24 protein-coding genes are annotated in these 24,622 nt (G+C 66.5%); 10 read left to right on the top strand and 14 right to left on the bottom strand.

Going from position 1 to position 24,622, the window contains the following annotated elements:
* Positions 1-65: 65 nt before the first annotated feature.
* A complete protein-coding gene (locus IEX88_RS03515) occupies positions 66-2,084 on the bottom strand; it encodes a pilus assembly protein TadG-related protein (protein WP_188849148.1) in 2,019 nt (672 codons plus the stop codon).
* A 314-nt stretch (positions 2,085-2,398) separates the two neighbouring features.
* Between IEX88_RS03515 and groES the strand changes: the two genes are divergently transcribed.
* From groES to IEX88_RS03480, 7 genes are all read left to right on the top strand, one after another.
* Positions 2,399-2,695, top strand: coding sequence for a co-chaperone GroES (groES, locus tag IEX88_RS03510; RefSeq protein ID WP_188849147.1), 297 nt, complete (start codon positions 2,399-2,401; stop codon positions 2,693-2,695).
* A 125-nt stretch (positions 2,696-2,820) separates the two neighbouring features.
* Entirely contained in the window at positions 2,821-4,479 is a 1,659-nt protein-coding gene (groL, locus tag IEX88_RS03505; protein WP_188849146.1) for a chaperonin GroEL, read from the top strand.
* A 201-nt stretch (positions 4,480-4,680) separates the two neighbouring features.
* On the top strand, positions 4,681-5,448 hold the full coding sequence (locus IEX88_RS03500; protein ID WP_188849145.1) for a sulfite exporter TauE/SafE family protein: 768 nt from the start codon (positions 4,681-4,683) through the stop codon (positions 5,446-5,448).
* 106 nt (positions 5,449-5,554) lie between these two features.
* Positions 5,555-5,734, top strand: a complete 180-nt coding sequence (locus tag IEX88_RS03495; RefSeq protein WP_373289538.1) for a CsbD family protein — start codon at positions 5,555-5,557, stop codon at positions 5,732-5,734.
* A 245-nt stretch (positions 5,735-5,979) separates the two neighbouring features.
* Positions 5,980-6,438 (top strand): (2Fe-2S)-binding protein, encoded by a 459-nt coding sequence (locus IEX88_RS03490; protein WP_188849143.1) that lies wholly within the window; start codon positions 5,980-5,982, stop codon positions 6,436-6,438.
* 3 nt (positions 6,439-6,441) lie between these two features.
* Positions 6,442-8,592: a xanthine dehydrogenase family protein molybdopterin-binding subunit gene (locus tag IEX88_RS03485; protein WP_188849142.1), complete on the top strand. Its 2,151-nt coding sequence runs from the start codon at positions 6,442-6,444 to the stop codon at positions 8,590-8,592.
* Between the two features lie 71 nt (positions 8,593-8,663).
* Entirely contained in the window at positions 8,664-9,248 is a 585-nt protein-coding gene (locus IEX88_RS03480; protein WP_244639820.1) for an Isoquinoline 1-oxidoreductase subunit, read from the top strand.
* A 44-nt stretch (positions 9,249-9,292) separates the two neighbouring features.
* On the opposite strand, the gene IEX88_RS03475 is transcribed toward IEX88_RS03480, so the two are convergent.
* A complete protein-coding gene (locus IEX88_RS03475) occupies positions 9,293-9,583 on the bottom strand; it encodes a hypothetical protein (RefSeq protein ID WP_188849140.1) in 291 nt (96 codons plus the stop codon).
* Between the two features lie 288 nt (positions 9,584-9,871).
* Between IEX88_RS03475 and fumC the strand changes: the two genes are divergently transcribed.
* Together fumC and IEX88_RS03465 are read left to right on the top strand one after the other, a co-directional pair.
* Positions 9,872-11,263 carry a class II fumarate hydratase gene (fumC, locus tag IEX88_RS03470; RefSeq protein ID WP_188849139.1) on the top strand — a complete coding sequence of 464 codons (1,392 nt, stop codon included), beginning with the start codon at positions 9,872-9,874 and terminating at the stop codon, positions 11,261-11,263.
* A gap of 126 nt (positions 11,264-11,389) precedes the next feature.
* A complete protein-coding gene (locus IEX88_RS03465) occupies positions 11,390-11,785 on the top strand; it encodes a DoxX family protein (protein ID WP_188849138.1) in 396 nt (131 codons plus the stop codon).
* Positions 11,786-11,949: 164 nt separating this feature from the next.
* Here the strand turns inward: IEX88_RS03465 and IEX88_RS03460 are convergent, their stop codons facing one another.
* From IEX88_RS03460 to IEX88_RS03405, 12 genes are all read right to left on the bottom strand, one after another.
* Entirely contained in the window at positions 11,950-13,233 is a 1,284-nt protein-coding gene (locus IEX88_RS03460) for a GGDEF domain-containing protein (protein ID WP_188849137.1), read from the bottom strand.
* Between the two features lie 127 nt (positions 13,234-13,360).
* The gene (gene hisG / locus IEX88_RS03455) at positions 13,361-14,059 is read right to left on the bottom strand and encodes an ATP phosphoribosyltransferase (protein ID WP_188849136.1); all 699 of its coding nucleotides are present in this window, start codon (positions 14,057-14,059) and stop codon (positions 13,361-13,363) included.
* Positions 14,056-15,168 carry an ATP phosphoribosyltransferase regulatory subunit gene (locus IEX88_RS03450; RefSeq protein ID WP_188849135.1) on the bottom strand — a complete coding sequence of 371 codons (1,113 nt, stop codon included), beginning with the start codon at positions 15,166-15,168 and terminating at the stop codon, positions 14,056-14,058. The genes hisG and IEX88_RS03450 overlap by 4 nt, the downstream gene beginning before the upstream one ends.
* 25 nt (positions 15,169-15,193) lie before the next feature.
* The gene (gene hisS, locus IEX88_RS03445) at positions 15,194-16,795 is read right to left on the bottom strand and encodes a histidine--tRNA ligase (protein ID WP_188849134.1); all 1,602 of its coding nucleotides are present in this window, start codon (positions 16,793-16,795) and stop codon (positions 15,194-15,196) included.
* 216 nt (positions 16,796-17,011) lie between these two features.
* Complete coding sequence (locus IEX88_RS03440; protein WP_188849133.1) at positions 17,012-17,197, bottom strand: hypothetical protein; 186 nt, start codon at positions 17,195-17,197, stop codon at positions 17,012-17,014.
* A gap of 59 nt (positions 17,198-17,256) precedes the next feature.
* Entirely contained in the window at positions 17,257-17,889 is a 633-nt protein-coding gene (locus tag IEX88_RS03435; protein WP_188849132.1) for a LysE family translocator, read from the bottom strand.
* 633 nt (positions 17,890-18,522) lie between these two features.
* Entirely contained in the window at positions 18,523-19,197 is a 675-nt protein-coding gene (locus IEX88_RS03430; RefSeq protein WP_188849131.1) for a LutC/YkgG family protein, read from the bottom strand.
* Positions 19,194-20,645, bottom strand: coding sequence for a LutB/LldF family L-lactate oxidation iron-sulfur protein (locus tag IEX88_RS03425; protein ID WP_188849130.1), 1,452 nt, complete (start codon positions 20,643-20,645; stop codon positions 19,194-19,196). Before IEX88_RS03425 ends, IEX88_RS03430 begins: the two co-directional genes overlap by 4 nt.
* A 5-nt stretch (positions 20,646-20,650) precedes the next feature.
* On the bottom strand, positions 20,651-21,112 hold the full coding sequence (locus tag IEX88_RS03420; RefSeq protein WP_188849129.1) for a DUF29 domain-containing protein: 462 nt from the start codon (positions 21,110-21,112) through the stop codon (positions 20,651-20,653).
* On the bottom strand, positions 21,109-21,582 hold the full coding sequence (locus tag IEX88_RS03415; RefSeq protein WP_188849128.1) for a DUF29 domain-containing protein: 474 nt from the start codon (positions 21,580-21,582) through the stop codon (positions 21,109-21,111). The genes IEX88_RS03420 and IEX88_RS03415 overlap by 4 nt, the downstream gene beginning before the upstream one ends.
* Complete coding sequence (locus tag IEX88_RS03410) at positions 21,579-22,106, bottom strand: O-acetyl-ADP-ribose deacetylase (protein ID WP_210319228.1); 528 nt, start codon at positions 22,104-22,106, stop codon at positions 21,579-21,581. The genes IEX88_RS03415 and IEX88_RS03410 overlap by 4 nt, the downstream gene beginning before the upstream one ends.
* Positions 22,103-22,891, bottom strand: coding sequence for a (Fe-S)-binding protein (locus IEX88_RS03405; protein ID WP_244639787.1), 789 nt, complete (start codon positions 22,889-22,891; stop codon positions 22,103-22,105). The genes IEX88_RS03410 and IEX88_RS03405 overlap by 4 nt, the downstream gene beginning before the upstream one ends.
* 231 nt (positions 22,892-23,122) lie before the next feature.
* Between IEX88_RS03405 and IEX88_RS03400 the strand changes: the two genes are divergently transcribed.
* Positions 23,123-24,616 (top strand): FAD-linked oxidase C-terminal domain-containing protein, encoded by a 1,494-nt coding sequence (locus IEX88_RS03400; protein ID WP_188849127.1) that lies wholly within the window; start codon positions 23,123-23,125, stop codon positions 24,614-24,616.
* Positions 24,617-24,622 lie beyond the last annotated feature (6 nt).

Genomic DNA, 24,622 nt, shown 5'->3' with positions numbered 1-24,622 from the left:
GGGTCAAGTCTCGGCACCCGTGCCCTGTGCTTCGAGCGACGCGGCGACGGCGCGCGGCGCCCGGCTCAGTGCGCGATGCGCATCTTGGACAGCGAGGCGGCGATGTCGGAAAAGGCGGCGTCGAGTTCCGCCGCGTTCTTCACCGAATAGAAGTTCTTCTTCTTCTGGGCATAGGGCAGCGTCGTCTGGCGCAGGTCGTCGGTCCGATAGGAGGCGCAGTCGCTGAGCAGCGCGTTGACGCGGGCCGCGGAACTGGCCGGAATGTCGAAGGCGATGGTGTAGATCACGATCCCGTCCTTCTGCACCGTCCCCTGCCCGTCGGTGAGCGTCACCCCGTTGATGTCGGTCATCGGCCGGGCGCCGTCCTTCTTGGCATTGGCGCAAACCTTGCGGGTGCGACCGTCCATGGCCGCCGTATAATTGGTGTTGGTATGGGTCGTCGTCGTGCCCGCTTCGTTGAAGATGCGTCCGGGGCGATACCCTTCCAACTGGGCGAAACCATAAGAACTGAAGCGCGACTCGTTCTGGTTGCTGTTGTTGCTGGTCGTATAGGAGGTGTTCTCGCCGTCGGTCATCAACACCAGCGCCTTGATGTTCTCGTCGTCGCTGTAAGCCCTGCCGTTGGCAAAAGGCTCCGTCGGGGAGAGAACGCGCCAGCCCCAGCCGACCCCCTCGTCGACATTCGTGGCACCGACGGCCTGCAGGCCGCTGATCGCCGTGTCGACCGTGGAAGCGCTGGCGGTCAGCGGGACGATCGGCGCGGAGTCACAGATGAAGTTCGGGCTGTACAGATTGTTGGTCGACACATTCTTGTACTTCGTCGGGTGCAGCAGGTATTTGTTGACGTTGACCTGCTGCTCGAAGAATCCCTTGCCCTTCAGCGGAAACACCTTGGGCGGGAACTCGTAGCCCTCGTCGCGCAGAAAGGTGTTGTCGCCAGCGCCGTCGGGCTCGTCGACCGCCATGTAGGGAACGAACAGAGTCTGGGGAACAAGCTCGTTCGGGGTTGCGTCGTTAATGCCGTAGGTGCCGCCGCGCGCCTCGACGCAGCCGTTCAGGTTGTACATCGGCTGACTGGCATAGGTGATGCGGTAGGGATGGCAGCCGGTCGGGTCGTTCGCCTGGGTGCAGACCGTCACCAAGGCCAGCTTCATCACCCAGGCCCCGTCCGACCCCGACCAGCTGCAGAGCGGATAGTTCAGGCCCTTGTAGGTGCAGATCGAGGTGTCCCGGACGTAGGTCGGCGTCTTCATGTTCTTCATGAGATATTGCCGGGTGAGCGAAACGGTCGGGCTGGCCGTGAGAAACCACCTCTTGCTGAGCACGTCCTGGGTCGCCAGACGGTTGCCGCGCGCGTCGGTATAAGTCTTCCAGTCGAGATTCTCGTGGTGCAGCGGCGACAGGCCCTTGGGGTCCATCCACCAGGCATCGAGATTGGTCGCGCCGACATTGACGGCGCCGGAGAAGGGAACGACGGCGACCATGGTCGGCTTTTCCGACCCGGTCCCCGAAGCGGCGAAGAATTTCGCCGCGGCCGAGCGCGCTGTGCGGCGCAGGGTGACGATCTTGGATTCGCCGCCGTCTTTGGGAGAATCGGCCATCGAGCCGGAGGTGTCGAGCACCAGCGCCACCTCGACGGTGGTGTCGGAGACCATCACGGCGCTCTGAACCCGGATTGTGGGGCTCGACAGCCCCACCCCCAGCGGCAGGAACATGGGGCTATAGGTGAAGTCGGCATGCACCTGGACCTGCCGGGCGTGGTCGTCTGTCCAGCTGGTGCCCTCGTAGGTCAGCGTCGCGGCGGTTCGGTAGAGATCGCCGACATTGCTGCGGAAGAAGCTTTCGGCATAGGCCGCCAGCCGGGTCGGATCGGGATCGACGGCATACTGCTTGGCGGCGGCGAGCGCGGCGGAATCGGCGGCGTTCTGCACTTTCACCCGGGCAGAATACATCATCGAATAGTCGATCACTCCGCCCGTCGCCAAAAGCAGGGGCAAGGCAACCAGCGCGCCGATAATGGCGAAGTTGCCGCGCTCGTCGCGCATGAGACGACGCACTGCAGAGCGCAGGGAAAAAGGCATCATTCAGGTTCGACTCCGTCATGCAGGTCTGGCGGGGGCGATCAGGCCGGTGCAACGCCAAGGCCAGACCGGGAGTCTATGCCCGCGCGCTTAAGATTCCCTTCGGTCGACGAGTCGCATTTGAAGCAATTTTTGTCGGTCTTTTCCCGCGGGTTCGGCCGAGACGGATGCGTCCCGTCGACGGCCGTGCCTTGACAAACGGGGAGGCCAGGGCCTATCTCAGGGCCGCTAGCACTCAGTCAAGGCGAGTGCCAACAATCCGGACCGGCGGCCGAACTCGGCGCTGGTTGTCCTCTACAGCTGAAGGTCCAACGACTATGGCAACTGTGAACTTCCGTCCTCTCCACGATCGTGTCGTCGTGCGTCGCGTGGAGTCCGAGACCAAGACGGCCGGCGGGATCATCATCCCCGACACCGCCAAGGAGAAGCCGCAGGAAGGCGAGATCATCGCCGTCGGCGCCGGCGCGCGCGACGAGCAGGGCAAGATCCAGCCGCTCGACGTCAAGGCGGGCGATCGCATCCTGTTCGGCAAGTGGTCGGGCACCGAGGTCAAGCTCAACGGCGAAGATCTGCTGATCATGAAGGAATCCGACATCATGGGCGTCGTCGGCTGATCAGCCGACTGTCGGACCTCCCGGTCCGGTGACGGGTCGACCTGTCCCGCGGGGCGTCCAAACTCTCATAATCCCTCAACTCAACACGGTGTGGCTTCATAAGAGCGCACCGAGGAGACATTCAAATGGCTGCCAAGGAAGTAAAATTCGGCCGTGACGCCCGCGAACGCATGCTGCGCGGCGTCGACATCCTCGCCGACGCCGTCAAGGTGACGCTCGGCCCCAAGGGCCGCAACGTCGTCATCGACAAGTCGTTCGGCGCGCCGCGCATCACCAAGGACGGCGTCACCGTCGCCAAGGAGATCGAGCTCGAGGACAAGTTCGAGAACATGGGCGCCCAGATGGTGCGCGAAGTGGCCTCGAAGACCAACGACAAGGCCGGTGACGGCACCACCACCGCGACCGTTCTGGCCCAGGCGATCGTCCGCGAAGGCGGCAAGGCCGTCGCCGCCGGCATGAACCCGATGGACGTCAAGCGCGGCATCGACATGGCCGTGCTCAAGGTCGTCGAAGCCCTGCAGGCCTCGGCCCGCAAGATCGAGACATCGGACGAAGTCGCCCAGGTCGGCACGATCTCGGCCAATGGCGAGCGCGAAATCGGCGAAATGATCGCCTCCGCCATGCAGAAGGTCGGCAACGAGGGTGTCATCACCGTCGAGGAAGCCAAGACCGCTGAGACCGAACTCGAAGTCGTCGAAGGCATGCAGTTCGACCGCGGCTACCTCAGCCCCTACTTCGTGACCAACCCCGAGAAGATGGTCGCCGAGCTCGAGGACCCCTACATCCTCCTGCACGAGAAGAAGCTCTCGAACCTCCAGGCCATGCTCCCGGTTCTCGAGCAGGTCGTCCAGTCCGGCAAGCCGCTCCTGATCATCTCGGAAGACGTCGAAGGCGAGGCTCTCGCCACGCTCGTCGTCAACAAGCTGCGTGGCGGCCTGAAGATCGCCGCCGTCAAGGCGCCGGGCTTCGGTGATCGCCGCAAGGCCATGCTGGAAGACATCGCGACCCTGACCGGTGGCCAGGTGATCTCGGAAGACCTCGGCATCAAGCTCGAGACCGTCACCCTCGACATGCTCGGCCGCGCCAAGAAGGTCTCCATCACCAAGGAGAACACCACCATCGTCGACGGTGCCGGCGAGAGCGAGCAGATCCAGGCCCGTGTCGGCCAGATCAAGCAGCAGATCGAGGAGACCACCTCGGACTACGACCGCGAGAAGCTCCAGGAGCGTCTGGCCAAGCTCGCCGGTGGCGTCGCGGTCATCCGCGTCGGCGGCGCGACGGAAGTCGAAGTCAAGGAAAAGAAGGACCGCGTCGACGACGCCCTCAACGCGACCCGTGCGGCCGTCGAAGAAGGCATCGTGGCTGGCGGCGGCGTCGCTCTCCTGCGCGCTTCCAACGCCCTGACCATCAAGGGCGCCAACCAGGACCAGGAAGCCGGCATCACCATCGTGCGCCGTGCCCTCCAGGCTCCGCTTCGCCAGATCGTCACCAATGCCGGTGAAGAAGGCTCGATCGTCGTCGGCAAGATCCTCGACAATTCCTCGGTCACCTTCGGCTACAACGCCGCGACCGGCGAATACGGCGACATGATCCAGATGGGCATCGTCGATCCCGTCAAGGTCGTTCGTTCGGCCCTGCAGGATGCGGCCTCGGTCGCCGGCCTGCTCGTTACCACCGAAGCCATGATCTCGGATGCCCCCAAGCGCGAGAGCGCCGGTGGTGCCGGCGGCATGGGCGGCGGCATGGGTGGCGGCATGGGCGGCATGGGCGGCATGGACTTCTAAGAAGTCCTCCCTTCCCGGCAGTTCTCGAACTTCCGTTGATGCTCAGAGGGCCCGGCGACATCGCCGGGCCCTTTCTGCGTCTACGCCGCAGTGCAAAGTCGGACAAATCGGCTCACGACAGGCGGAAAATTGGAAAGCGCCGCCTGTTCCCGGGCGGCACGGTTGATAGGGTGGCCCGTCACTTACAGGCGAACCCTCCCCATGGATGATTTCCTTCTCTTCTTCTTCGTCGGCGCCCTGGCGCAACTGGTCGATGGCGCTCTGGGCATGGCCTATGGCGTCATCTCCTCGTCGGTGCTGCTCAGCTTCGGCGTTCTGCCCGCCCAGGCATCCGCTTCCGTCCATGCCGCAGAGCTCTTCACCACCGCAGCCTCTGGCGGCGCGCATCTCTTGAACAAGAACATCGATTGGAAGCTGTTCTGGCGGCTGGTGCCTTTCGGCATCTGTGGCGGCGTGCTCGGAACCTATGTCCTGACCAGCATCGACGGCAGCACCATCCGGCCCTGGGTCGCCGCCTATCTGGCCGCCATCGGCGCCTACCTGCTGCTGCGCTCGTTCCGTCCTGTCCCGCGCCAACCCGTTCCCGCCAGGATCGTCCCGCCTTTGGCCTTGACGGGCGGACTTCTCGACGCCATCGGCGGCGGCGGCTGGGGACCCATCGTCACCTCCGGCCTCCTCGGTGCCGGCGGACAGCCGCGCTACGTCATCGGGTCGGTGAATGCCGCCGAATTCCTCGTCACCCTGTCGGTGTCCCTCACCTTCGTCATCGCCTTGGTCACCGGCCACTGGGAAGAGGCCCCCGACCTCGCCGCCAATGCCGTGGCCGTGGGCGGCCTGATCGCCGGTGGCGTGGTCATCGCTCCTTTTGCCGGCTACGCCGTGCGGATCATTCCCGCCACCTGGCTGCTGCGCGCCGTGGGCCTCCTGATCTGTGGCCTGGCGATCAACCAGATCGTCGGCTTGCTGTAGGAGCACCTCCCGGGGACCGCCGGTCCGGGGGAACCCGGTACGGCCTCCCCCGTTGTTTCGACAACCCGTGCGATATCAGCAGACGGGACTTGGAAAGGTGCGAACCATGGACAAGCACGAAGTTACCGGTGGTGCGAAGCAGGCCGGCGGCGCCATCAAGGAAGCCGCGGGCAAGGCTGTCGGGAACGACCGGCTGCAGGCCGAGGGCGCCATCGACAAGACGGAAGGCAAGGCCGAAAAGAACTATGGAAAGGTCAAGGACGCCGTCAAGGACAGACTCGACTAATATTTTTTACCGATCGGTAGAACGGCCGCCCAGCCATGGGGCGGCCGTTTTTGTTTTTATTTACAGTAGTTTGACATTTCTCAAGGTGGCTCGCGACCCCAGCCATCGGCGGGTTTCGTCCCGCAGTGCAAGGTCTCGTGACTTTCCCTCCGGCACCGCCTCTGGCAAATTAGAACCATAACAATTCGACATGCCGGCGGTTCGGGCCAGACCCGACCGCAGCCGATTCCACGAGGAGAGATGCCGTGATCACCTTCACGCTCAACGGCCAAGAGAAGACGTTCGACGGCGATCCCGAGACGCCTCTGCTGTGGGTCATCCGCGATTTCGAGAAACTGATGGGCACCAAATACGGCTGTGGAGTCGCCCAGTGCGGCGCCTGCACCGTGCATCTCGACGGCATGACGCGGCGCTCCTGCATCACGCCGATCTCCACCGTCGACGGCTCCGATGTGGTGACCATCGAGGGTGTCGAGGGCACCGAGGCGGAAGCCGTGCGGGCGGCCTGGGTCGCCATCGACGTCCCGCAGTGCGGCTACTGCCAGTCCGGCCAGATCATGTCGGCCGTGTCGCTCCTGCAGAACACGCCGAAGCCGACCGACGCGGACATCGACGGGGCGATGGCGGGCAATATCTGCCGTTGCGCCACCTATCAACGCATCCGTCAGGCGATCCACAACGCCGCCGACACGCTGGAGGGCTGAGCCATGACCATTCACGCCTTCTCCCCCACCCGCCGGGGCTTCCTGGCCGGCGCCGGCCTCGTCATCGGCCTGACGCTCGCGCCCAAGGGGCTTTTCGCCGCCGAGGGCGTGCAAGCCGGCGGCGGCGACGCGCTGACGACGCTCGATGCCTTCGTGCGCATCGGGGCGGACGACACCGTCACCATCCTGTCCAAACACATCGAATTCGGCCAGGGCCCGTTCACGGGCCTCGCGACCCTCGTCGCCGAGGAGCTCGACGCCGACTGGAGCCAGATGCGCGCCGTGCACGCCCCGGCCGACGACAAGGTCTATGCGAACCTCGCCTTCGGCCTGCAGGGCACCGGCGGCTCCTCGTCGATTGCCAATTCCTACGAGCAGCTGCGCAAGGCCGGCGCCACCGCCCGCGCCATGCTGGTGGCGGCCGCCGCCAAGGAGTGGGGCGTTCCCGCTTCCGAGATCACCGTCTCGAAGGGCCGCATCGCCCATGCCGCCTCCGGCAAGGAGAGCGGTTTCGGCGCGCTTGCCGACAAGGCCGCGCAGGAGACGCCGCCGGCCGAGCCGGTACTGAAGGACCCGAAGGATTTCGTCCTGATCGGTCAGGAACTGCCGAAACTCGACACCGTCGCCAAGTCGAACGGCACCGCCGTCTTCACCCTCGACGTGACCGCCGACAACATGCTGATCGCCATGGTCGCCCATCCCGACCATTTTGGCGCCACAGTGAAATCCTTCGACGCCACCGAAGCCCTGAAGATGCCCGGCGTTGTCGCCGTCAAGCAGATCCCGCAAGGCGTCGCCGTCTATGCCGAGGACACCTTCTCGGCGCTGAAGGGCCGGGCGGCGCTGACCGTCGAATGGGACATGGCCAAGGCCGAGACGCGCTCCAGCGACGCCATCGCCGCCGACTATGCCAAGCTCTACGAGGAGACGGGCCTCGAGGCGACCAACCGCGGCGATGTCGACAAGGCCTTCGGCGCGGACGGCGTGGAGACGATCGAGGCGGAACTCGTTTTCCCCTTCCTCGCCCATGCGCCGATGGAGCCGCTCGACGCCGTCATCGTCAAGAACGCCGACGGCTCGATCGACTGCTATAACGGCGCCCAGTTCCCCGGCCAGGACAAGCAGGCGCTCTCCCAGGTGCTCGGCATCGACGAGGCGAAAATCCGCGTCAACACCCAGCTCGGCGGCGGCAGCTTCGGCCGGCGCGCGCAGTTCGGCTCGCCCTACATGCGCGAGGTCGCCGAGGTGTTCAAGGCGACCGACGGCACGCGTCCGATCAAGCACATGTGGACGCGCGAGGACGACATCCGCGGTGGCTTCTACCGCCCGATGTACGCTCACCGGATGAAGGGCTCGATCAATGCCGAGGGCCAGATCACCGGCTGGCGCCAGTCGATCGTCGGCCAGTCGATCATGGGCAAGGCGGACCTCGATTCGACCTCGGTCGAAGGCGCGTCGGACCTGCCCTATGCGGTGGAGAACCTCCACGTCGTCGCCCACAACACGCAGCTCTCCGTGCCGGCGCTGTGGTGGCGTTCGGTCGGCCATACCCATACGGGCTTTGCCGTCGAGACTTTTGTCGACGAACTGCTGCAGAAGGTCGGCAAGGATCCCGTCGAGGGGCGCCTGGCCATGCTCGGCAACGAGCCGCGCCACATGGGCACCTTGAAGAAGGTCGCCGAGATGGCCGACTGGGGCTCGCCCGTGCCGGAGGGCCGCGAGCGCGGCGTCGCCGTGGTGCAGAGCTTCAAGACCTATGTCGCGCAGATCGTCGAGGTGTCGGTCGGCACCGATGGCCTGCCGCGCGTCCATAAGGTCTGGTGCGCCGTCGACTGTGGCGTGGCGATCAACCCGAATGTCATCGCCGCCCAGATGGAAGGCGGCATCGGCTACGGCCTCGGCGCCGTCCTCTTCGACGCGGTGACGCTCGGCGAAGGCGGAAAGATCGTGCAGTCCAACTTCCACGATTACCGGTCGCTGCGCATCAACGAGATGCCGCATGTCGAGGTGGCGGTGATCCCGTCGAACGAGCCGCCGACCGGCGTCGGCGAGCCGGGCGTTCCCCCGATCGGACCGGCCGTCGCCAATGCCTGGCGCCGCCTCACCGGCAGTCCGGTGCGGCGCCTGCCCATCGTCAACGTCGTCGTTTCGTGAAGGTGCGTACTGTGAAGCCTATCCTCGTCCTCGCCGGCGCTGCCGCGGCGCTTGCCATCGCCGTCGCGCTGATGGCTCCAACGCTGTCCAACGCTGAGGAAAACGACGCGAAGACCCTGAAGCCCGTCTCGGCCTTCGATTCGATCACGGACGAGACGGCGCGCTCGGTCGCCATCTTCGAGGAGACCGGCAAGGTGCTGCAGCATCCGCGCTGCCTCAACTGCCATCCCAAGGGCGACAGCCCGCTGCAGGGCATGGAGATGAAGGTGCATGTGCCGCCGGTCAGCCGCGGCGAGTCGAACTTCGGCATGCCCGGCATGACCTGCAACACCTGCCACGGCCCGGCGAATGTCGACGTGCCGGCGCAGGCCGAAACGATCAAGTCGATCCCGGGCAATCCGAACTGGCATGTCGCGCCGATCGAGATGGCCTGGGTCGGCAAGTCGCTCGCCGAGATCTGCGTGCAGATCAAGGACGAGAACCGCAACGGCGGCAAGACGCTGGCCGAACTCGTCGAGCACATGGCCAAGGACGATCTCGTCGGCTGGGGCTGGAACCCCGGCGAGGGCCGCGAACCCGCCCCGGGCACGCAGGCCGAGTTCGGCGCCCTGTACGAAGCCTGGGCCGCCACCGGCGCGCACTGCCCGGCTTCCTGATCCAAAATCGACGGGCCAGGCGATACCGCCCGGCCCGTCGCGGCTCAGTCGGCGACGCTCGCCGATTCCGGGTCGCGCCGGATCGTCATCTCGGCGATCGCCAGGACGTCGCCCTCCTCCGCCATGAAATCATGGCCGCGGCCGACGACACGGACGGCGCAGCCGGTCGGGCAGGATTCGCGCACCGAGGCGCCGACGGCAATTTCGTGAAGCGTTTCTTCCGTGCCCTTGTCGAAGGTCACTTCTCGCGTTTCGGTGTCGCGGTTGTGCACCGTGACGGCACTGGCGGGGATCGCGGCCAGAACGCCGGCGGCGAGAATCAGACTTCTCAGCATGATGCATCTCCCAGTTCGTGTTGTTAGAAGGCGGGTGGGGCAGCCGACCCCTGACCGCGCCTCCCGTCTCAAGATTGGAAGCCTCGAAACGGTGCGAAAGAGGCCGATGGCCGCACGCGGCTTTCAACGCTTCTTGATCAGCCCTGCAGACTATTTCTGGGGACGCCCTCTTGGCGGACGCTGAGCTTCGGCGGAGGCAGACAGGGCTTTTGCTTTGGCGTGAACCGGAATAGGTATGCCGCAACGCGATGAGCGGGCGAGGCCCGCTGCAGATCAGGGGCGGATCCGATGAGCCAGACGAGGCAGGAAAAAGACACTTTCGGCAGCATCGATGTGGCCAGCGACCGCTACTGGGGTGCGCAGACGCAGCGCTCCATCGGCAATTTCCGCATCGGCACAGACAAGCAGCCGATTCCGCTGATCCACGCGCTGGCGCTGGTGAAGAAGGCCGCCGCCACCGTGAACGCTCGCATGGGCAAACTCGACGCCGGACTCGCCGCCGCCATCGAGAAGGCGGCGGACGAGGTCCTGTCCGGCGCGCTCGACGACCATTTCCCGCTCGTCGTCTACCAGACCGGTTCGGGCACCCAGACCAACATGAACGTCAATGAGGTGATCTCGAACCGGGCGATCGAAATGCTCGGCGGCGAGATGGGCTCAAAGAAGCCCGTTCATCCGAACGACCACGTCAACATGGGCCAGTCGTCGAACGACGTCTTCCCGACCGCCATGCATGTCGCCGTCGTCGTCGAGACGATGAAGCGCATTTTCCCCGCCATCGACGCCCTGCACGCCAGCCTCCATGCCAAGGCGCGGGAGTTCGACCACATCATCAAGATCGGCCGTACCCACACCCAGGATGCCACGCCCATCACCCTCGGCCAGGAATTCTCCGGCTATGCCGCGGCGCTGAAGCTCGGCCGCCGGCGCATCGAGCAGGCGCTCGGCGACGTGCTGGCGCTGGCGCAGGGCGGCACCGCCGTCGGCACCGGCCTCAATGCGCCCGTCGGCTTCGACACCGCCATCGCCGCCGAGATCGCCACCCTCACCGGCCACCCCTTCCGCACCGCCGAAAACAAGTTCGAAGCACTCGCCTCGCACGGCGCGCTCGCCTTCTTCCACGGCAGCCTGAACGCGCTGGCGACCGACCTGTTCAAGATCGCCAACGACATCCGCTTCCTCGGCTCCGGCCCGCGTTCGGGCCTCGGCGAGCTTTCGCTGCCGGAGAACGAGCCGGGCTCCTCGATCATGCCGGGCAAGGTGAACCCGACCCAGGCCGAAGCCCTCACCATGGTCGCCTGCGCGGTCTTCGGCCACGAGACGACGGTGACGGTCGCCGCCTCCCAGGGCCATTTCGAACTAAACGTCTTCAAGCCTGTGATCGCCAAGGCCGTGCTGTCCTCGGTCCGCCTGCTCGGCGACGCGATGGACAGTTTCCGCGAGCATTGCGTCGACGGCATCCAGGCGAACGAGGACCGGATCGCCAGCCTGATGCAGCAGTCGCTGATGCTGGTGACGGCGCTGGCGCCGACGATCGGCTACGACAATGCCGCCAAGATCGCCAAGACCGCGCACCACAACGGCACCACGCTGCGCGACGAGGCCCTTGCCTCCGGCCTCGTCACGGCGGCGGACTACGACCGGATTGTCGATCCATCCCTGATGACGCGTCCGGGCTGAGCGATCTCGCGCCGTCCTTGACTTATTGAGCCGGTTTCAGTGAACAATCGGTCGCCGTGGGCTGGTCCTGCGGCGACCGTTTTTTTCGGCTATTACGGTGCATCATTACTCGCGGGAAACCCTTCCATGAACGGCAGCATTCTCATCTTCCTCGGCCGGATCCTCCTGTCGATCCTGTTCATCGTCGCCGGCTACGGCAAGCTGACCGGCGGCGCCGAGGGCCTGTCCGGCATGCTCGGTGGCATGGGCCTGCCGCAGCCCCTCGCGCTCGCCTATCTCACCGGCCTCTGCGAACTGGTCGGCGGCCTTGCCGTGCTGGTCGGCTTCCAGGTCCGCATCGTCGGCATCCTGCTGGCGCTGTTCTGCCTGTTCACCGGCTACATCGCCCATATGGGCCCTGACCAGGCGACGGCGCTGATGAAGAACATCGGCCTTGCCGGCGGGTTCCTGGTCCTCGCCGCCAACGGTCCCGGCGCCTTTGCCATGCAGCGTCGGACGGGCCGAGTGTCGGCGACGGTCTGATCCTTCAAGGTCATTTGCGAACAAGAAAGAGGCGGCCCCGGGGTCGCCTCTTTTCGTTGGAAGGCAGGGCGGTATCCCTCTGCGCCGTGAGCCCCAGCGTCCGTGCCTGCACAGAGACAGGTGAAGCAGGGCAATCCGGTTTTCGCCAATCGGCGCGGCACGCTCTAGGCGCGGCGGTCCGCCGGCAGCGCTGGCCCGATCGGCCAGCGGCACACCCTGTTGCGCCCGCGCCGCTTGGCCTCGTAGAGCGCGTCGTCGGCCTGGTTGCCGAGCAGCTCGGCGCCGATATCGTCCCGCGCCATCGCGACGCCGAGGCTCAGGGTGACGGTCAGGACGCCCGTCTGCACCCCGGGCGCCTCGATCTCCAGCGCTTCGACGGAGCTGCGGATGCGCTCGGCGATTAGCATGGCGGTCTCCGCCGAGGCATCGGTCAGCACCACCATGAATTCCTCACCGCCATAGCGCGAGACGAGGTCGAGGCCCCGGCGGGTCGACGCCACCATGGCGTCGGCGACCTGGCGGATGCAGGCATCGCCCGCGGCATGACCGAAGGCATCGTTCAGGCGTTTGAAATGGTCGATGTCGGCCATGATCACGGCGACCTGGTTCTTGTCGACGCCGTCGTTCTGCCAGAGGCAGTCGGTATGGTCCTGGGCAGACCGGCGATTGGCGATCCCGGTCAGGGGGTCGAGCGTCGCCAGGCGGTGGAGGTTGCGGTTGGCCTCGGCCAAAGCGCGGCTGTGCTGGGCGTCCCTGACCGTCAGCAGAAAGCCTTTGTGGGCGAGAATGGTCGCCGTGCGCCGCGCCTCGATGGTCGCAGCGACCCCAAATCCGAAAAAGGCGATGGAAAAGAAGACCTGGGTCGGCTCCACGTGGAGATTGAAGATCTGGAACAGGGCGAAGATCAGCAGCGCACTGACGCCCAGCGCGGTCGACCAGCCGAGCGTCATGTCGAAGACCACCAGAGCGATGGTCGCCAGAAACAGGGCGCCCGTGAGGTAACGCTCCTGATCGTACCCGCCGATCAAGGCACCGAAAATGCCGTAGACGACCATGGTCGTCAGCGTCACGACGACCAGCGACAGCGGTTCGATCCATGGACCGCGGGGCCGTCTCCAGAGCCGGTGGACGACAAAGTTGGCGGCCGGGACGAACAGCCCCACGGCGACGAGGCTGAAAGCGAGGAACATGGGGACGAAGAGCAGGCCGATGACGCTGAGAAAGATGTTGAGGCCTGCGACCCACAACATCCAGGCCCGCACGATCTTGGCACGACGCGGCCAGGACCAGGCCTGGTAGCGCGCCATGACGGGGCCCCGAAGCCGGATGTCGCGGGTTCTCCCGGCCAGAAGACGCTCGGCTTCGGCCTCGATGCAGGCGTCGATCGGGCCCAGCCGGGACGAGGGTCCCGTCTGCAGATAGGCGGTCGGAGGAAATTCGAAGGTCATCGCGATCCGGACACAGCGGCATGCGCCAGCTTCGGTCGCACCTACCTTATCCTAGTCCGGCAAGCGTAAACTAATGGTTTTAAAAGAATTATCAGAACCTGCCGCGGCAGCCGGCGGCGCCTCGCCGTCACGGGCCCGCTAGAAATCGCTTCCGGACGGCGTCGATCGCGGCATCCGGCGCCTCGCCTGCCGCCCCGCGCCGTCGCACCAGGCAGGCCTCCGACGCCAGGATCAGGCCGTCGCGCAGCACCTTCAGCCGGTTGGCGCGCAGCGTCGAGCCGGTCGAGGTGATGTCGACGATGATGTCGGCCGAGCCGGCGGCCGGCGCGCCCTCGGTGGCACCGAGGCTTTCGACGATGCGGTAGCTCTGGATGCCGTGGCCGCGCGAGAAAAAGCCCTGCGTCAGCCGCTGATACTTCGTCGCGATGCGCATGCGCCGGTGATGGCGCTGGCGAAAGCTGGACGCGACGTCGCCGAGATCGGCCATGGTCTCGACGTCGACCCAGGCCTCCGGCACGGCGACGATGACGTCGGCCTGGCCGAAGCCGAGGCGGGCGACGATCTCGACCCGCGCCTCGGCGTCGGCGATTGTCTCGCGCACCAGGTCTTCGCCGGTGATGCCGAAATCGATCGCGCCGATCTCCAGCTCGCGGGCGATCTCCGAGGCCGAGAGCAGCACGACCTCCAGGCCGTCGATGCCGGCGACGGTGGTGCGGTAGCTGCGGGAATCCTCGGCCGAGGTGACGCTGATGCCGGCGCGACCGAGGGCGGCGATCGACTCGTCCTTGAGGCGTCCCTTGGAAGGAATGGCGAGGGTCAGGGTCACGGACGTCCTCCTCCGGGGATCGCCAGGGCGATCCGGTCGAGCCAGAGCGAAAAGCCGACCGCCGGGATCGGTGCCCTGGCGCCGAGGAAGGTCAACAGCCGGTCGAAGCGGCCACCGCCCGCCAGCGGGTCGCGCGCGCCGGGAATGCGGGCCTCGAACACCATGCCGGTATAGTAGTCGATGGTCCGGCCGAAGGCGGCGCGGTAGCGGACAGTGCCGAGGTCGACGCCGGCCGCCTGCAGGGCGGCATTGCGCGCCTCGAAGACGGCGAGCGCCGGGCCGATGTCGAGGCCGCTCGCGCCGGTCATCTCGCGCAGCAGTGCTGCGGCCTCCGGCAGCGGGCAGTCGATGGCGAGAAACCGCCGGAGGCGATGCAGGGCCGTGTCGGACAGCGCGGTCTCGGCGACGGCGACCTTTTCCACCAGCCGCTGGGCGATCTCGGCCGGCGTGCGGCCGGCATGCGGCGAGAGGCCGGCTTGCTCCATCATCTCCGCCACCGCAACGGCCAGCCGGCCGGTCTCGCCCACTTTGGCCAAAGCGTGCAGCGAGGGCGAAAGCCCGGCCACGGCCTGGCCGTCGTGGCGGCTGAGATCGTCGAGCGCCGCGGCGAGCAGCGTATCGTCGCCAAAGGTGCGCACCAGCCGGCGCTGCCAGCCGTCGGGCAGGCCGAGGGCGGCGAGAAAGGCCTCGAATAGGCCCTGGTCGCCGAGCACCGTGTCGAGCGGACCGCGATAGCCGGCGGCCCCGAGCCCTGCGAGCGCATCGGCGAGCGCGCGCGCATCCGCGGCGGCAAAGTCGCCATCGCCGAGATCTTCGATGCCGGCCTGGCGGAATTCAGAACCCTCGGCGCGGAGCTGGCGGAAGACGAGGCCGAGATAGGAATAGCGCCGCGGCAGCACGCCGCCGAGACCGATATGGGCGAGGCAGACCGGAATGGTGAAATCAGGCCGCAGGCACAGCGCCTCCCCGCCCTCTCCGCGGGTCAGAAAGATTCGCCGGCGCAGCGCCTCGCCGGCGGTGTCGAGATAGGGATCGGCCGGCTGCAGGATCGGCACGGTGACAGGCACCGCGCCGCGCGCGGCGAAGAGGGATTCCAGCGCGGCATCCATCGCAGGGGTGCTGGCGGGACCCACCTCAGGCGTCGGCCGGCGGCAGAGCGGCGCCCGCCGCCCCGTCCGCCGCCTGCGCGGCGAGGATCTTTTTCACCGCGTCCAGGAGCTCGGCCTCGGGCACGGTGACCTGTGCCGGCCGGCTCGCGCGCCAGGTGGCGTTGTCCTCGATCTCGGCCGAAAGCCGCTTGCCCTCGATGAGGTCCTTCACCTGCACCATGCCGGCCGCCTTCTCGTCGCCACCCTGGATGACCACCAGCGGGCTGTTGCGGCGGTCGGCATATTGCAGCTGCTTGCCGAACTGCTTTGGGTTGCCCTGGAACATTTCCACGGGCACGACGGGGCCGACGTACTGACCGGTATGGTCCTTCGGGTTGAGGCCGTCGCGCAGGATCGTCGTCAGGCGCTGGTAGTCGGCGAGGCGGTCGCGGTCCATCACGGTGACGACGATCGGCCCGGTGCGCTCGCTCTCTTCCAGCCGACCGAGATTCTTCAGCGCCGTCATCAGGCGCGAGACGCCGATGGAGAAGCCCGTCGCCGGCACAGCCTCGCCGCGAAAGCGCGCGATCAGCCCGTCATAGCGCCCGCCGCCGCCAACCGAGCCGAACTGGACCTTCTGGCCCTTCTCGTTGGTGACGTCGAAGAGGAGTTCCGCCTCGTAGACCGGGCCGGTATAATATTCGAGGCCACGGACGATCGAGGTATCGATCAGGACGCGCGTGTCGTCGTAGCCGGCGGCCTGGCACATCGCCGAGATCTGCCGGAGTTCGTCCAGCCCTTCGGCCACTCGCGCATTGTCGCCAAAGGCTTCGCTCGCCTTGGCCAGCCGCACTTCCCCGGCGCCGTGGGCGTCGACCGCCTCGGCGGACAGACCCGAAATGTCGAACAGGCGCAGCACGCGTTCGATGCTCGTGGTCTCGAGCTCGGCGCCCTTGGTGAAGTCGCCCTTGCCGCCGCTTTCGTCGAGCCGTCCCTTGCCGAGCAGCTCGTGCACGCCGGCAATGCCGAACTTGTCGAGCTTGTCGAGGGCGCGCAGCACGGTCAGCCGGCGCTCGGCATTCTCGGGGCCACCGAGGCCGATCGCTTCCAGCACGCCGTCGAGAACCTTTCGGTTGTTCACGCGGATGACGTAGTCGCCGCGCGCGATACCGAGCGCTTCCATGACGTCGGCCATCATCATGCACATCTCGGCATCGGCCGAGACGCCCGGCGAGCCGACCGAGTCGGCGTCGAACTGCATGAACTGGCGGAAGCGGCCTGGGCCCGGCTTCTCGTTGCGGAAGACGTAGCCGGCGCGGTAGCTGCGATAGGGCAGCGCAATGTCGTTGAAATTTTCGGCCACGTGGCGCGCGAGCGGCGCCGTCAGGTCGTAGCGCAGCGACAGCCACTGCTCGTCGTCGTCCTGCAGCGAGAACACGCCCTCGTTCGGCCGGTCGCTGTCGGGCAGGAATTTGCCCAGCGCGTCGGTGTATTCGAACATCGGCGTTTCCACCGGCTCGAAGCCATAGCGCTCGTAGACGCCCTTGATGACCGCAATCATCCTGTCCTGCGCACGCAGATCGGCCGCGCCGCGGTCGCCGAAACCGCGCGGCTGGCGCGCCTTTACCTTGATCGGCTTGGAAGCCATGTCATGCCGCCCGAAACGCGCGCCGCGGCCCCGCGCGTATCCGGGCGATACGGGGGCGGCGACGACCTGTTGACCATGGCATGGGTCCTAGCCCATCCCCGCCGCAAAACCAAGGTTTTGGCCGTAACCGGCCGGAGCGGCACGCCCAGAAACGAAAATGCCCGGTCGCAGACCGGGCATGATGTCACGCATCGACGGGGATGATCGACGCCGATGTCAGTTGTTCGGGCCGTCGATCCGGCTCGGCGGAACGGGGTCGGAGGCCGGAAAGGTATCGTCGATCGCGTTGTCGAGATCCTCTTCCTCGGTCAGCGGGCGCTTCTGCTGGCCGGGGATCGTCTTGTCCGTGCCGAGCGGATGGGTCTCTTCGTCGGTCGGCTTGTTGTCGTTGATCTCGGTCATGGCGTTGTCCTTGTCTGGTTCCCCTCAGCAACGTGCGCGCCGCCCCGCCGTTCCCTGCGTCAGGCGGCGCGGCGGGCAAACAGCGCGGCGACGCCGGCGGCCATCAGGAAGCCGCCGCCGGCCCGCGTCACGGCCCGAAGCACGGCCGGACGGCGGATCGTCGCGCGCGCCCGGTCGGCGAGGAGCATGTAGCCGTAGGCGTTGAGGATGCCGAGAAGGACGAACAGCGCCACATAGGTTGCCGCCTGCGGCACGAAGGGCCGGTCGGCGGCGATGAACTGCGGCACGAAGGCGACGAAGAAGACGATGCCCTTGGGATTGAACAAGGTGACCAGGAAGGCGTCGCGGAAGACGGTCCGGCGCTGTCGGGGCGTGCCGGCGCCGAGATCGGCAAAATCCAGCGGCGGCGCCCGCCACAGCGTCAACCCGACATAGACGAGATAGACCGCGCCGATGATCTTCAGCACCATAAAGGCCGTCGCCGAGGCGGCCAGCAGCGTGCCGACGCCGGCGAGCGACAGGCTGGCCGCGGCAAGGTCCCCGAGCCCGACGCCGAGGACGCTGGCGAACGCCACCCGCCTTCCCTGCGCCAGCGCCTGCGACACGACCATGACGATGGTGGGCCCCGGGATGACGAGAAGGATCATGCTGGCGACGAGGAAGGGGACGAGATCGGCAGTGGCGACGGGCATGGCGGGCTCCTCGGGAACAGCCGATCCATCCCCAGTCCGGCCGCTTTGTCCAGAGGCCGGTTTTTCCAAGCTCGCGACGATCCAGTTGGCCAGGATGGCGTCAGGCGTCGCGGAGGAGACGCGAGCCTTCAGGGTCTGCGGACAGTTTCAGCGGAAGAGGTCGAGGATCGCCTGCGCCGCGGGGCTGGGCTTCGGCAGCATCGGGGTCGGCAGCTGAGCGGCGTTCAGGCTGGCGCGGCGTCTCACGGTGCAAAGGGTCATGTCGCTCTCGCTTCTGTTCTGTCGGCACGGGGCCGAACCTCTTCCTGGCAACCGGTTCCGGGCGTGATGTGTTCCGCCCGATTGCCGGTGTGCGAGTAGAAAATGCGCCGCGGGCATGAACAAACCCGTTCGAGTTTTACTTAACGGCCTCTCAAGACGGGGGAATGGTAAAGCGATGCTTCGGTGCCACGGCGGCTATTGTCATCTCTGCAAGACCTGTTGAGGAATGACGAAGATGTCGGCGGCCGAAGAAGGGCGCCAGCGCACCGGCGATGCGGCCGGCCGAGCGCGGCGAGCCCGCCTTGCGGCCGCTGCGCCTCGCCCCCGTGCCAGTTCTCCACCCTGCTGCGTCAGACCGGGAGCCGCCCCAGCCTACCCCACCAGGATGATGTGCAGGGCCCTCGGTCCATGTGCGCCGAGAAGCAGCGTCTGTTCGATGTCGGCCGAGCGCGACGGCCCGGTGACGAAATTGACCGAGCGCGGCATCAAGCCCTTGCCTGAACGCGATCGCACCACGCCCCACAGCGCCTCCATGTCGCCGACGATGTCGGCCGCGGCAACGACGGCGATGTGGTTCTCCGGCAGGAAATTCAGGCTGGTCGGATTGGCCGGGCTGGAGACGAACATCAGCGTCCCGGTCTCGGCGATGCCGCCCTCGGCATGCGAGAGGGCGTTGAGGTCGTCGCCGCCGCTCGCGCCCGTCGTCATGTCTAGGGTCGTGGTGCCGAAATCCGCCGCGGCGAGGCGCGGGTCTTCGCCCATGCGCAAGCTGGCGGGGAAATTGTTCTGCCGCAGCCAGTCGGCGACCGCTGCCGGCACCGCCGCATAGCTTTCGACCCGCAGGACGCTGGCGCTCGCCCGCTGGGCCATGTCGACGAACAGCGCTATGCGCGCCTCTGAGTCCAGCTGGCCGCGCGCCGGGATGACACCCGGCCGCGCCTCGGCGAGGCGCGCGTCGACCACGGCCTGGCGGGCGGGGTCGCGCGGGCGGCCGCCATTGGCATGGCGGATGCGCGAGAGGATCGCGTCGCGCGCCGAGCCGCTCATGCCGGCACCTTCGCGGTCTGAGCTGGCGCTCGGTGGCGCTGCGCCTCGGCATATTGCTGCTGGAACGTCTTGCCCTCGGGCGCCGGCAGGTCGCGCCATTTCGTCCAGCCGCCGGCGAGCGGCAGCGAGGCGAAGCGATGCTTGGCGCCGCCCAGGCGGGCGAGGATCGGCATGCCGATCGAAGCGGCGAGACGATAGAGCTTTGGCCGGCGCGCCGCGTAGGCCCAAAGCTTCAGCCCGGCGCGGGCGGGTTTCGGCTGCAGGTTCTGCTCGAACTCCTTTTCGCGCCAGTGCCGCATCATCTTCGGCAATGGGATCTTCATCGGGCAGACGGATTCGCAGCGGCCGCAGAAGGTCGAGGCGTTGGGCAGATGGCCGGCCTTGTGGATGCCGGACAGGCTGGGGGTGAGCACCGCGCCCATGGGGCCGGGATAGACCGAGCCGTAGGTGTGGCCGCCGACCGCGTGGTAGACCGGGCAGTGGTTCATACAGGCGCCGCAGCGAATGCAGCGCAGCATCTCCTCGAACTCCGTGCCGAGCATGGCCGAGCGGCCGTTGTCGAGGAGGATCACGTGATACTCCTCCGGCCCGTCGAGGTCCTCCGCCCGCTTCGGCCCGGTGGAGAACGAGGTGTAGACGCTCATCTCCTGACCCGTGGCCGACCGGGCGAGAATGCGCAGGATCTGCGCCGTGTCCTCCAGCGTCGGCACCAGCTTCTCGATCGAGGCGAGCACCACGTGGCACTTGCCGAGCAGCTGCGTCAGGTCGCCATTGCCCTCATTGGTGACGATCACCGAGGTGCCGGTCTCGGCGACGAGGAAATTGGCGCCGGTGACGCCGATATCGGCCTCGCCGTATTTCTGGCGGAGGATGGCGCGCGCCTCGGCGAGCAGCGTCACCGGCTCGGTGAGGTTGCGGCCGATGTCGAGATGGGTGTGGACGCGGCGAAAATCGGCCTCGACCTGGTCGCGCGTCAGATGCACAGCCGGGGCGATGATGTGGCTGGGATGCTCGCCTCTGAGCTGGATGATGTATTCGCCGAGATCGGTCTCGACCGGGATGATGCCGTTCTCCTCGAGAAAGGCATTGAGGCCGATCTCCTCGGAGATCATGGTCTTGCCCTTGGTCACCGTCTTCGCCTTGCGGCGGCGGGCGATGGACAGGAAGATCGCCTTGGCGTGGTCGGCATCCTCGGCGAAATGCACGGTACCGCCGGCCGCCTCGACCCGTTTCACATAGGCCTCGATGTAGAGGTCGAGATGTTTGAGCGTGTGGTTCTTGATCGCCACGGCGCTGTCGCGCAGCGCGTCGAACTCCGGCAGCAGGTCGACGGCCTTCTGGCGCTTGCCGATGAAGCCCTTTTCGACATTGCCCATCGCCCGCTGCAGCTCTGGATCGGCCAGCGCCTTGACGGAATTGGCCTTGAAGGCGTGCGAGGTGATTTGCATGGGGTCTACTCCGGCATCGCGTCGTGGTCGCGCAGGAAATCGAGGCTGTAGGGACAGGTGGGCGGGAAGGTGGCGAGCGGCAGGCCGGTTTCGCGGGCGGCGTCGCGGGCCGCGATGGCGTATATTTCGCCGACAATGGCGTTCGCATCTGCTGCCAGAGAGGGGTTGTCGCGCTCGTCACTCTGGATCGTGCCGCGCTCCCGGCCGATCGTGTTTTTCCAGGAGCGGCTACGCTTTTCCCGCTGAAACTGCCACTTCAGGAGGTGCATGATGACCAGTCGATAGCTCGATTTCAGTGCCCTGCGCTGGGAGCCACCCACACTCTCGATCTCCTCGATGATATGCGGCCAATCCGCCTCCGAGAACCTTCCGTCGCGCAATAACTCGGCCTGTCGGCGTGACCAGGCATAGATGTCATGCTCGTAGCCAGAGGGATCGGTTGGTAGTGTCTTCCTGACAAGGCTCATGACAAAACCTCCGGCATCGCGTCGTGCTTGCGCAGGAATTCTAGGCTGTAGGGACAGGTAGATCGGAAAAGTTGCGGCGGCAGGCCCGTTTCCTTGGCGGCCTCCCTGACTGCATCAGGGTAAACGTCGTCGGCCAATTCCTGAGCGCGCGCGCGCAGCGAGTGATTGCGCTTCTCGCGACGCAAGAACAACCCCCGCTCCCGCGAGATCGTGCTGTCCCACGATCGGGACCGTCGTGCCGACTGGAAATGCCACTTCAGGAGATGCAGTATCAGGATACGATAGCTCGACTCCAGGGCGTGGCGCTGTTCGCTTCCCAAACTCTCAATCTCCTCGATCACGTTGAGGATATCGAGTTCGCTGAAACGGCCCAGGCGAAGGAGTTGCGCCTGCTCGGAAGCCCAGGCGTAGACATCATCATCGTAGTCCGAGGGTTTGGCGTAGCAAGGCTTGTCCTTGGCAAGGCTCATGTTTCGGCCTCCGCTGCGAGCGCATCGGCGTAGACTAGCGTGTCCGTTTCGGAAAAGCAGCACAGCACGATGCGGTCGATTCCTTCCGCCGCCGCCCGGCATTCGCGCACGGCGATGCCGGCGGCCAGCGCCTTGGGATAGCCGTAGATGCCGGTCGAGATCGCGGGAAAGGCGATGCTGCGGACACCATTCTCTGCTGCCCGTGCGAGTGAGTTGCGATAGGCGCTTGCAAGGAGGGCAGGCTCGCCCCGTTCTCCGCCGTGCCAGACCGGGCCGACGGTGTGGATGACGTGGCGGGCGGGAAGCCGATAGCCGGCGGTGATGCGCGCCTCGCCGGTCGGACAGCCGCCGAGCGTGCGGCATTCAGCCAGGAGGTCCGGCCCCGCCGCGCGGTGGATGGCGCCGTCGACGCCGCCGCCGCCGAGCAGGCTCTCGTTCGCGGCGTTGACGATCGCGTCCACGGCCAGACGCGTGATGTCGGCCGTCACGACCTCGATCACGGTGCTGCCGCGGCGGATCGTCAAAGCTTGCCGCCGATCGGCGGCGTGTCGGTCATTCCTGCCAGCACCTCGGCGACATGACGCACCTCCATCGCGACGCCGCGCCGCTTCAGCTTGCCGTCCATGTTCATCAGACAGCCGAGATCGCCGGCCAGCAGCATGTCGGCGCCGCTCTCCTCGATCGCCACCGACTTCTTGGTGACGATGGCGTTCGAGATATCCGGATATTTGACGCAGAACGTGCCGCCGAAGCCGCAGCAGACGTCCGCGTCGCGCAGTTCCATCAGCGCCAGACCCTCGACGCTGGCGAGCAGCGCCCGCGGCTGGTCATGCACGCCGAGTTCGCGCAGGCCGGAACAGGAATCGTGGTAGGTCACCGTGGCATCGACCCTGGCATCGACGGCCGTGAGGCCGCGCACATCGGCGAGAAAGCTCACCAGTTCGAAGACCTTGGTCGCAAAGGCGGCCGAGCGGGCTTCCCAGGCTGGGTCGCCGGCGAAGAGCCCGGGATAGTGCTTCTTTAGCATCGAGGCGCAGGAGCCCGAGGGCGCCACGACGTAGTCAAAAACCTCGAAGGCGGCGATCACCTGCATGGCGATGGCACGGCTGTCGGCGCGGTCGCCGGAATTATAAGCCGGCTGACCACAGCAGGTCTGACTGGCCGGCACCGACACCGCGCAGCCCGCATTCTCCAGCAGCTTCAGCGCGGCAAAGCCGACGCTCGGCCGGAACAGGTCGACCAGGCAGGTCACGAACAGGCCGACCGACGGCGTATCTGCCCTCACCTCGCCACGCAATTCCATGTTCATGCCGCTCGCTTCCCTGAGATTTCCGCCGATATCCCGGATGACACCGGCCTGGCGCGTTCTTGTCCCGCTTCAAGAGTTAGAGCGTTTCCAATCACATGGCGAGGCCATGCGGCAAGAGAACCTGACAAAGCCGCAAGTGCGGCGGGCGCGGCAAGGCGCCGCGGGTGGACTTGCCGGTATTCCCCTCCTAGTTTCAGCGGGTTGGCGACACGGGTCGCCTGGGAGAAACGTATGGCAGTGCTGATGCCAAAACCCAGCGCGGCGGTTCTCGGACGCCGGGCAGCGATCGTTTCGGCGCTCAAGGCGATCGTGCCGGGCGAAGGCGTGGTCGACGCCGCAAACGAGATGCGCGTCTTCGAGAGCGACGGCCTCACCGCCTATCGCCAGATGCCGCTCGTCGTCGTCCTGCCGGAAACCGTAGACCAGGTCGCCGCCGTCCTGCGCTACTGCCATGCCGAGCGCATCCCCGTCGTACCGCGCGGCTCGGGCACCTCGCTCTCCGGCGGCGCGCTGCCACTGGAAGACGGCGTGCTTCTCGTCCTGTCGCGCTTCAACCGCGTCCTCGACATCGATTTCGACAACCGCTGCGCCGTGGTGCAGCCGGGAGTCACCAATCTCGGCATCACCCGCGCTGTGGAACACCGCGGCTTCTACTACGCGCCCGATCCCTCCTCGCAGATCGCCTGCTCGATCGGCGGCAATGTCGCAGAGAATTCCGGCGGCGTGCACAGCCTGAAATACGGCCTGACCGCCAACAACGTGCTTGGCATCGAGTTCGTGACCATCGAGGGCGAGGTCATCCGGCTCGGCGGCAAGCACCTGGATTCCGAGGGCTACGACCTGCTCGGCCTGATGACCGGGTCGGAAGGCCTGCTCGGCGTCGTCACCGAGGTCACCGTGCGCATCCTGCAGGCGCCGGAAACCGCGCGCGCGGTGCTGATCGGGTTCCCGTCGTCCGAGCAGGCCGGGGCCGCGGTGGCGGCGATCATCGCCGAGGGCATCATCCCCGGCGGCATGGAGATGATGGACCGCCCGGCGATCCACGCGGCGGAAGATTTCGTCCATGCCGGCTATCCCCGCGACGTCGAGGCGCTGCTGATCGTCGAACTCGACGGGCCGAAGGCTGAGGTCGATCATCTCCTCGCTGCCGTCGAGCGCATTAGCCACACCCATGGCTGCGCCAGCGCGAAAGTCTCGCAGTCGGACGAGGAGCGCGCTGCCTTCTGGGCCGGGCGCAAGGCGGCCTTTCCCGCGGTCGGCCGGATCTCGCCGGACTATTACTGCATGGACGGCACCATCCCGCGCAAGGAATTGCCGAAGGTCTTGGCCGGCATGAAGGACCTGTCGGTCAAGCACGGCCTGCGCGTCGCCAACGTCTTCCATGCCGGCGACGGCAATCTGCATCCGCTGATCCTCTACGACGCCAACAAGCCGGGTGAGCTCGAATCGGCCGAAGAATTCGGCAACGACATTTTGCGCCTCTGCGTCGCGGTCGGCGGCGTCCTCACCGGCGAGCATGGCGTCGGCGTCGAGAAGCGCGATTTGATGCCGGAAATGTTCTCGGACGACGATCTGAAGCACCAGCAGCGGGTGAAGTGCGCCTTCGATTCCGAGCATCTGCTCAATCCCGGAAAAGTGTTTCCGCTGCTCCACCGCTGCGCCGAGCTCGGGCGCATGCATGTCCACAAGGGCCAGGTCGCCTTTCCCGACCTACCGCGGTTCTAGGAGGGC

Source organism: Aureimonas glaciei (assembly GCF_014643375.1).
Classification (GTDB): domain Bacteria; phylum Pseudomonadota; class Alphaproteobacteria; order Rhizobiales; family Rhizobiaceae; genus Plantimonas; species Plantimonas glaciei.
The sequence above is the reverse complement of the archived record's forward strand: the minus strand, read 5'-3'. Positions and strand labels throughout refer to the sequence as shown.

Bases quoted from the DNA above. Each gene is read 5' to 3' on its own strand.
- IEX88_RS03485 (WP_188849142.1), top strand. From the start codon at position 6,442: ATGACCATTCACGCCTTCTCCCCCACCCGCCGGGGCTTCCTGGCCGGC.
- IEX88_RS03415 (WP_188849128.1), bottom strand. From the start codon at position 21,582: ATGAGCCTTGCCAAGGACAAGCCTTGCTACGCCAAACCCTCGGACTAC.
- IEX88_RS03480 (WP_244639820.1), top strand. From the start codon at position 8,664: ATGGCTCCAACGCTGTCCAACGCTGAGGAAAACGACGCGAAGACCCTG.
- hisS (WP_188849134.1), bottom strand. From the start codon at position 16,795: ATGGCTTCCAAGCCGATCAAGGTAAAGGCGCGCCAGCCGCGCGGTTTC.
- IEX88_RS03495 (WP_373289538.1), top strand. From the start codon at position 5,555: ATGGACAAGCACGAAGTTACCGGTGGTGCGAAGCAGGCCGGCGGCGCC.
- IEX88_RS03500 (WP_188849145.1), top strand. From the start codon at position 4,681: ATGGATGATTTCCTTCTCTTCTTCTTCGTCGGCGCCCTGGCGCAACTG.
- IEX88_RS03460 (WP_188849137.1), bottom strand. From the start codon at position 13,233: ATGACCTTCGAATTTCCTCCGACCGCCTATCTGCAGACGGGACCCTCG.
- IEX88_RS03400 (WP_188849127.1), top strand. From the start codon at position 23,123: ATGGCAGTGCTGATGCCAAAACCCAGCGCGGCGGTTCTCGGACGCCGG.
- IEX88_RS03435 (WP_188849132.1), bottom strand. From the start codon at position 17,889: ATGCCCGTCGCCACTGCCGATCTCGTCCCCTTCCTCGTCGCCAGCATG.
- IEX88_RS03515 (WP_188849148.1), bottom strand. From the start codon at position 2,084: ATGATGCCTTTTTCCCTGCGCTCTGCAGTGCGTCGTCTCATGCGCGAC.
- IEX88_RS03475 (WP_188849140.1), bottom strand. From the start codon at position 9,583: ATGCTGAGAAGTCTGATTCTCGCCGCCGGCGTTCTGGCCGCGATCCCC.
- IEX88_RS03405 (WP_244639787.1), bottom strand. From the start codon at position 22,891: ATGAACATGGAATTGCGTGGCGAGGTGAGGGCAGATACGCCGTCGGTC.
- IEX88_RS03420 (WP_188849129.1), bottom strand. From the start codon at position 21,112: ATGAGCCTTGTCAGGAAGACACTACCAACCGATCCCTCTGGCTACGAG.
- IEX88_RS03465 (WP_188849138.1), top strand. From the start codon at position 11,390: ATGAACGGCAGCATTCTCATCTTCCTCGGCCGGATCCTCCTGTCGATC.
- IEX88_RS03440 (WP_188849133.1), bottom strand. From the start codon at position 17,197: ATGACCGAGATCAACGACAACAAGCCGACCGACGAAGAGACCCATCCG.
- groL (WP_188849146.1), top strand. From the start codon at position 2,821: ATGGCTGCCAAGGAAGTAAAATTCGGCCGTGACGCCCGCGAACGCATG.
- fumC (WP_188849139.1), top strand. From the start codon at position 9,872: ATGAGCCAGACGAGGCAGGAAAAAGACACTTTCGGCAGCATCGATGTG.
- IEX88_RS03430 (WP_188849131.1), bottom strand. From the start codon at position 19,197: ATGAGCGGCTCGGCGCGCGACGCGATCCTCTCGCGCATCCGCCATGCC.
- groES (WP_188849147.1), top strand. From the start codon at position 2,399: ATGGCAACTGTGAACTTCCGTCCTCTCCACGATCGTGTCGTCGTGCGT.
- IEX88_RS03450 (WP_188849135.1), bottom strand. From the start codon at position 15,168: ATGGATGCCGCGCTGGAATCCCTCTTCGCCGCGCGCGGCGCGGTGCCT.
- IEX88_RS03425 (WP_188849130.1), bottom strand. From the start codon at position 20,645: ATGCAAATCACCTCGCACGCCTTCAAGGCCAATTCCGTCAAGGCGCTG.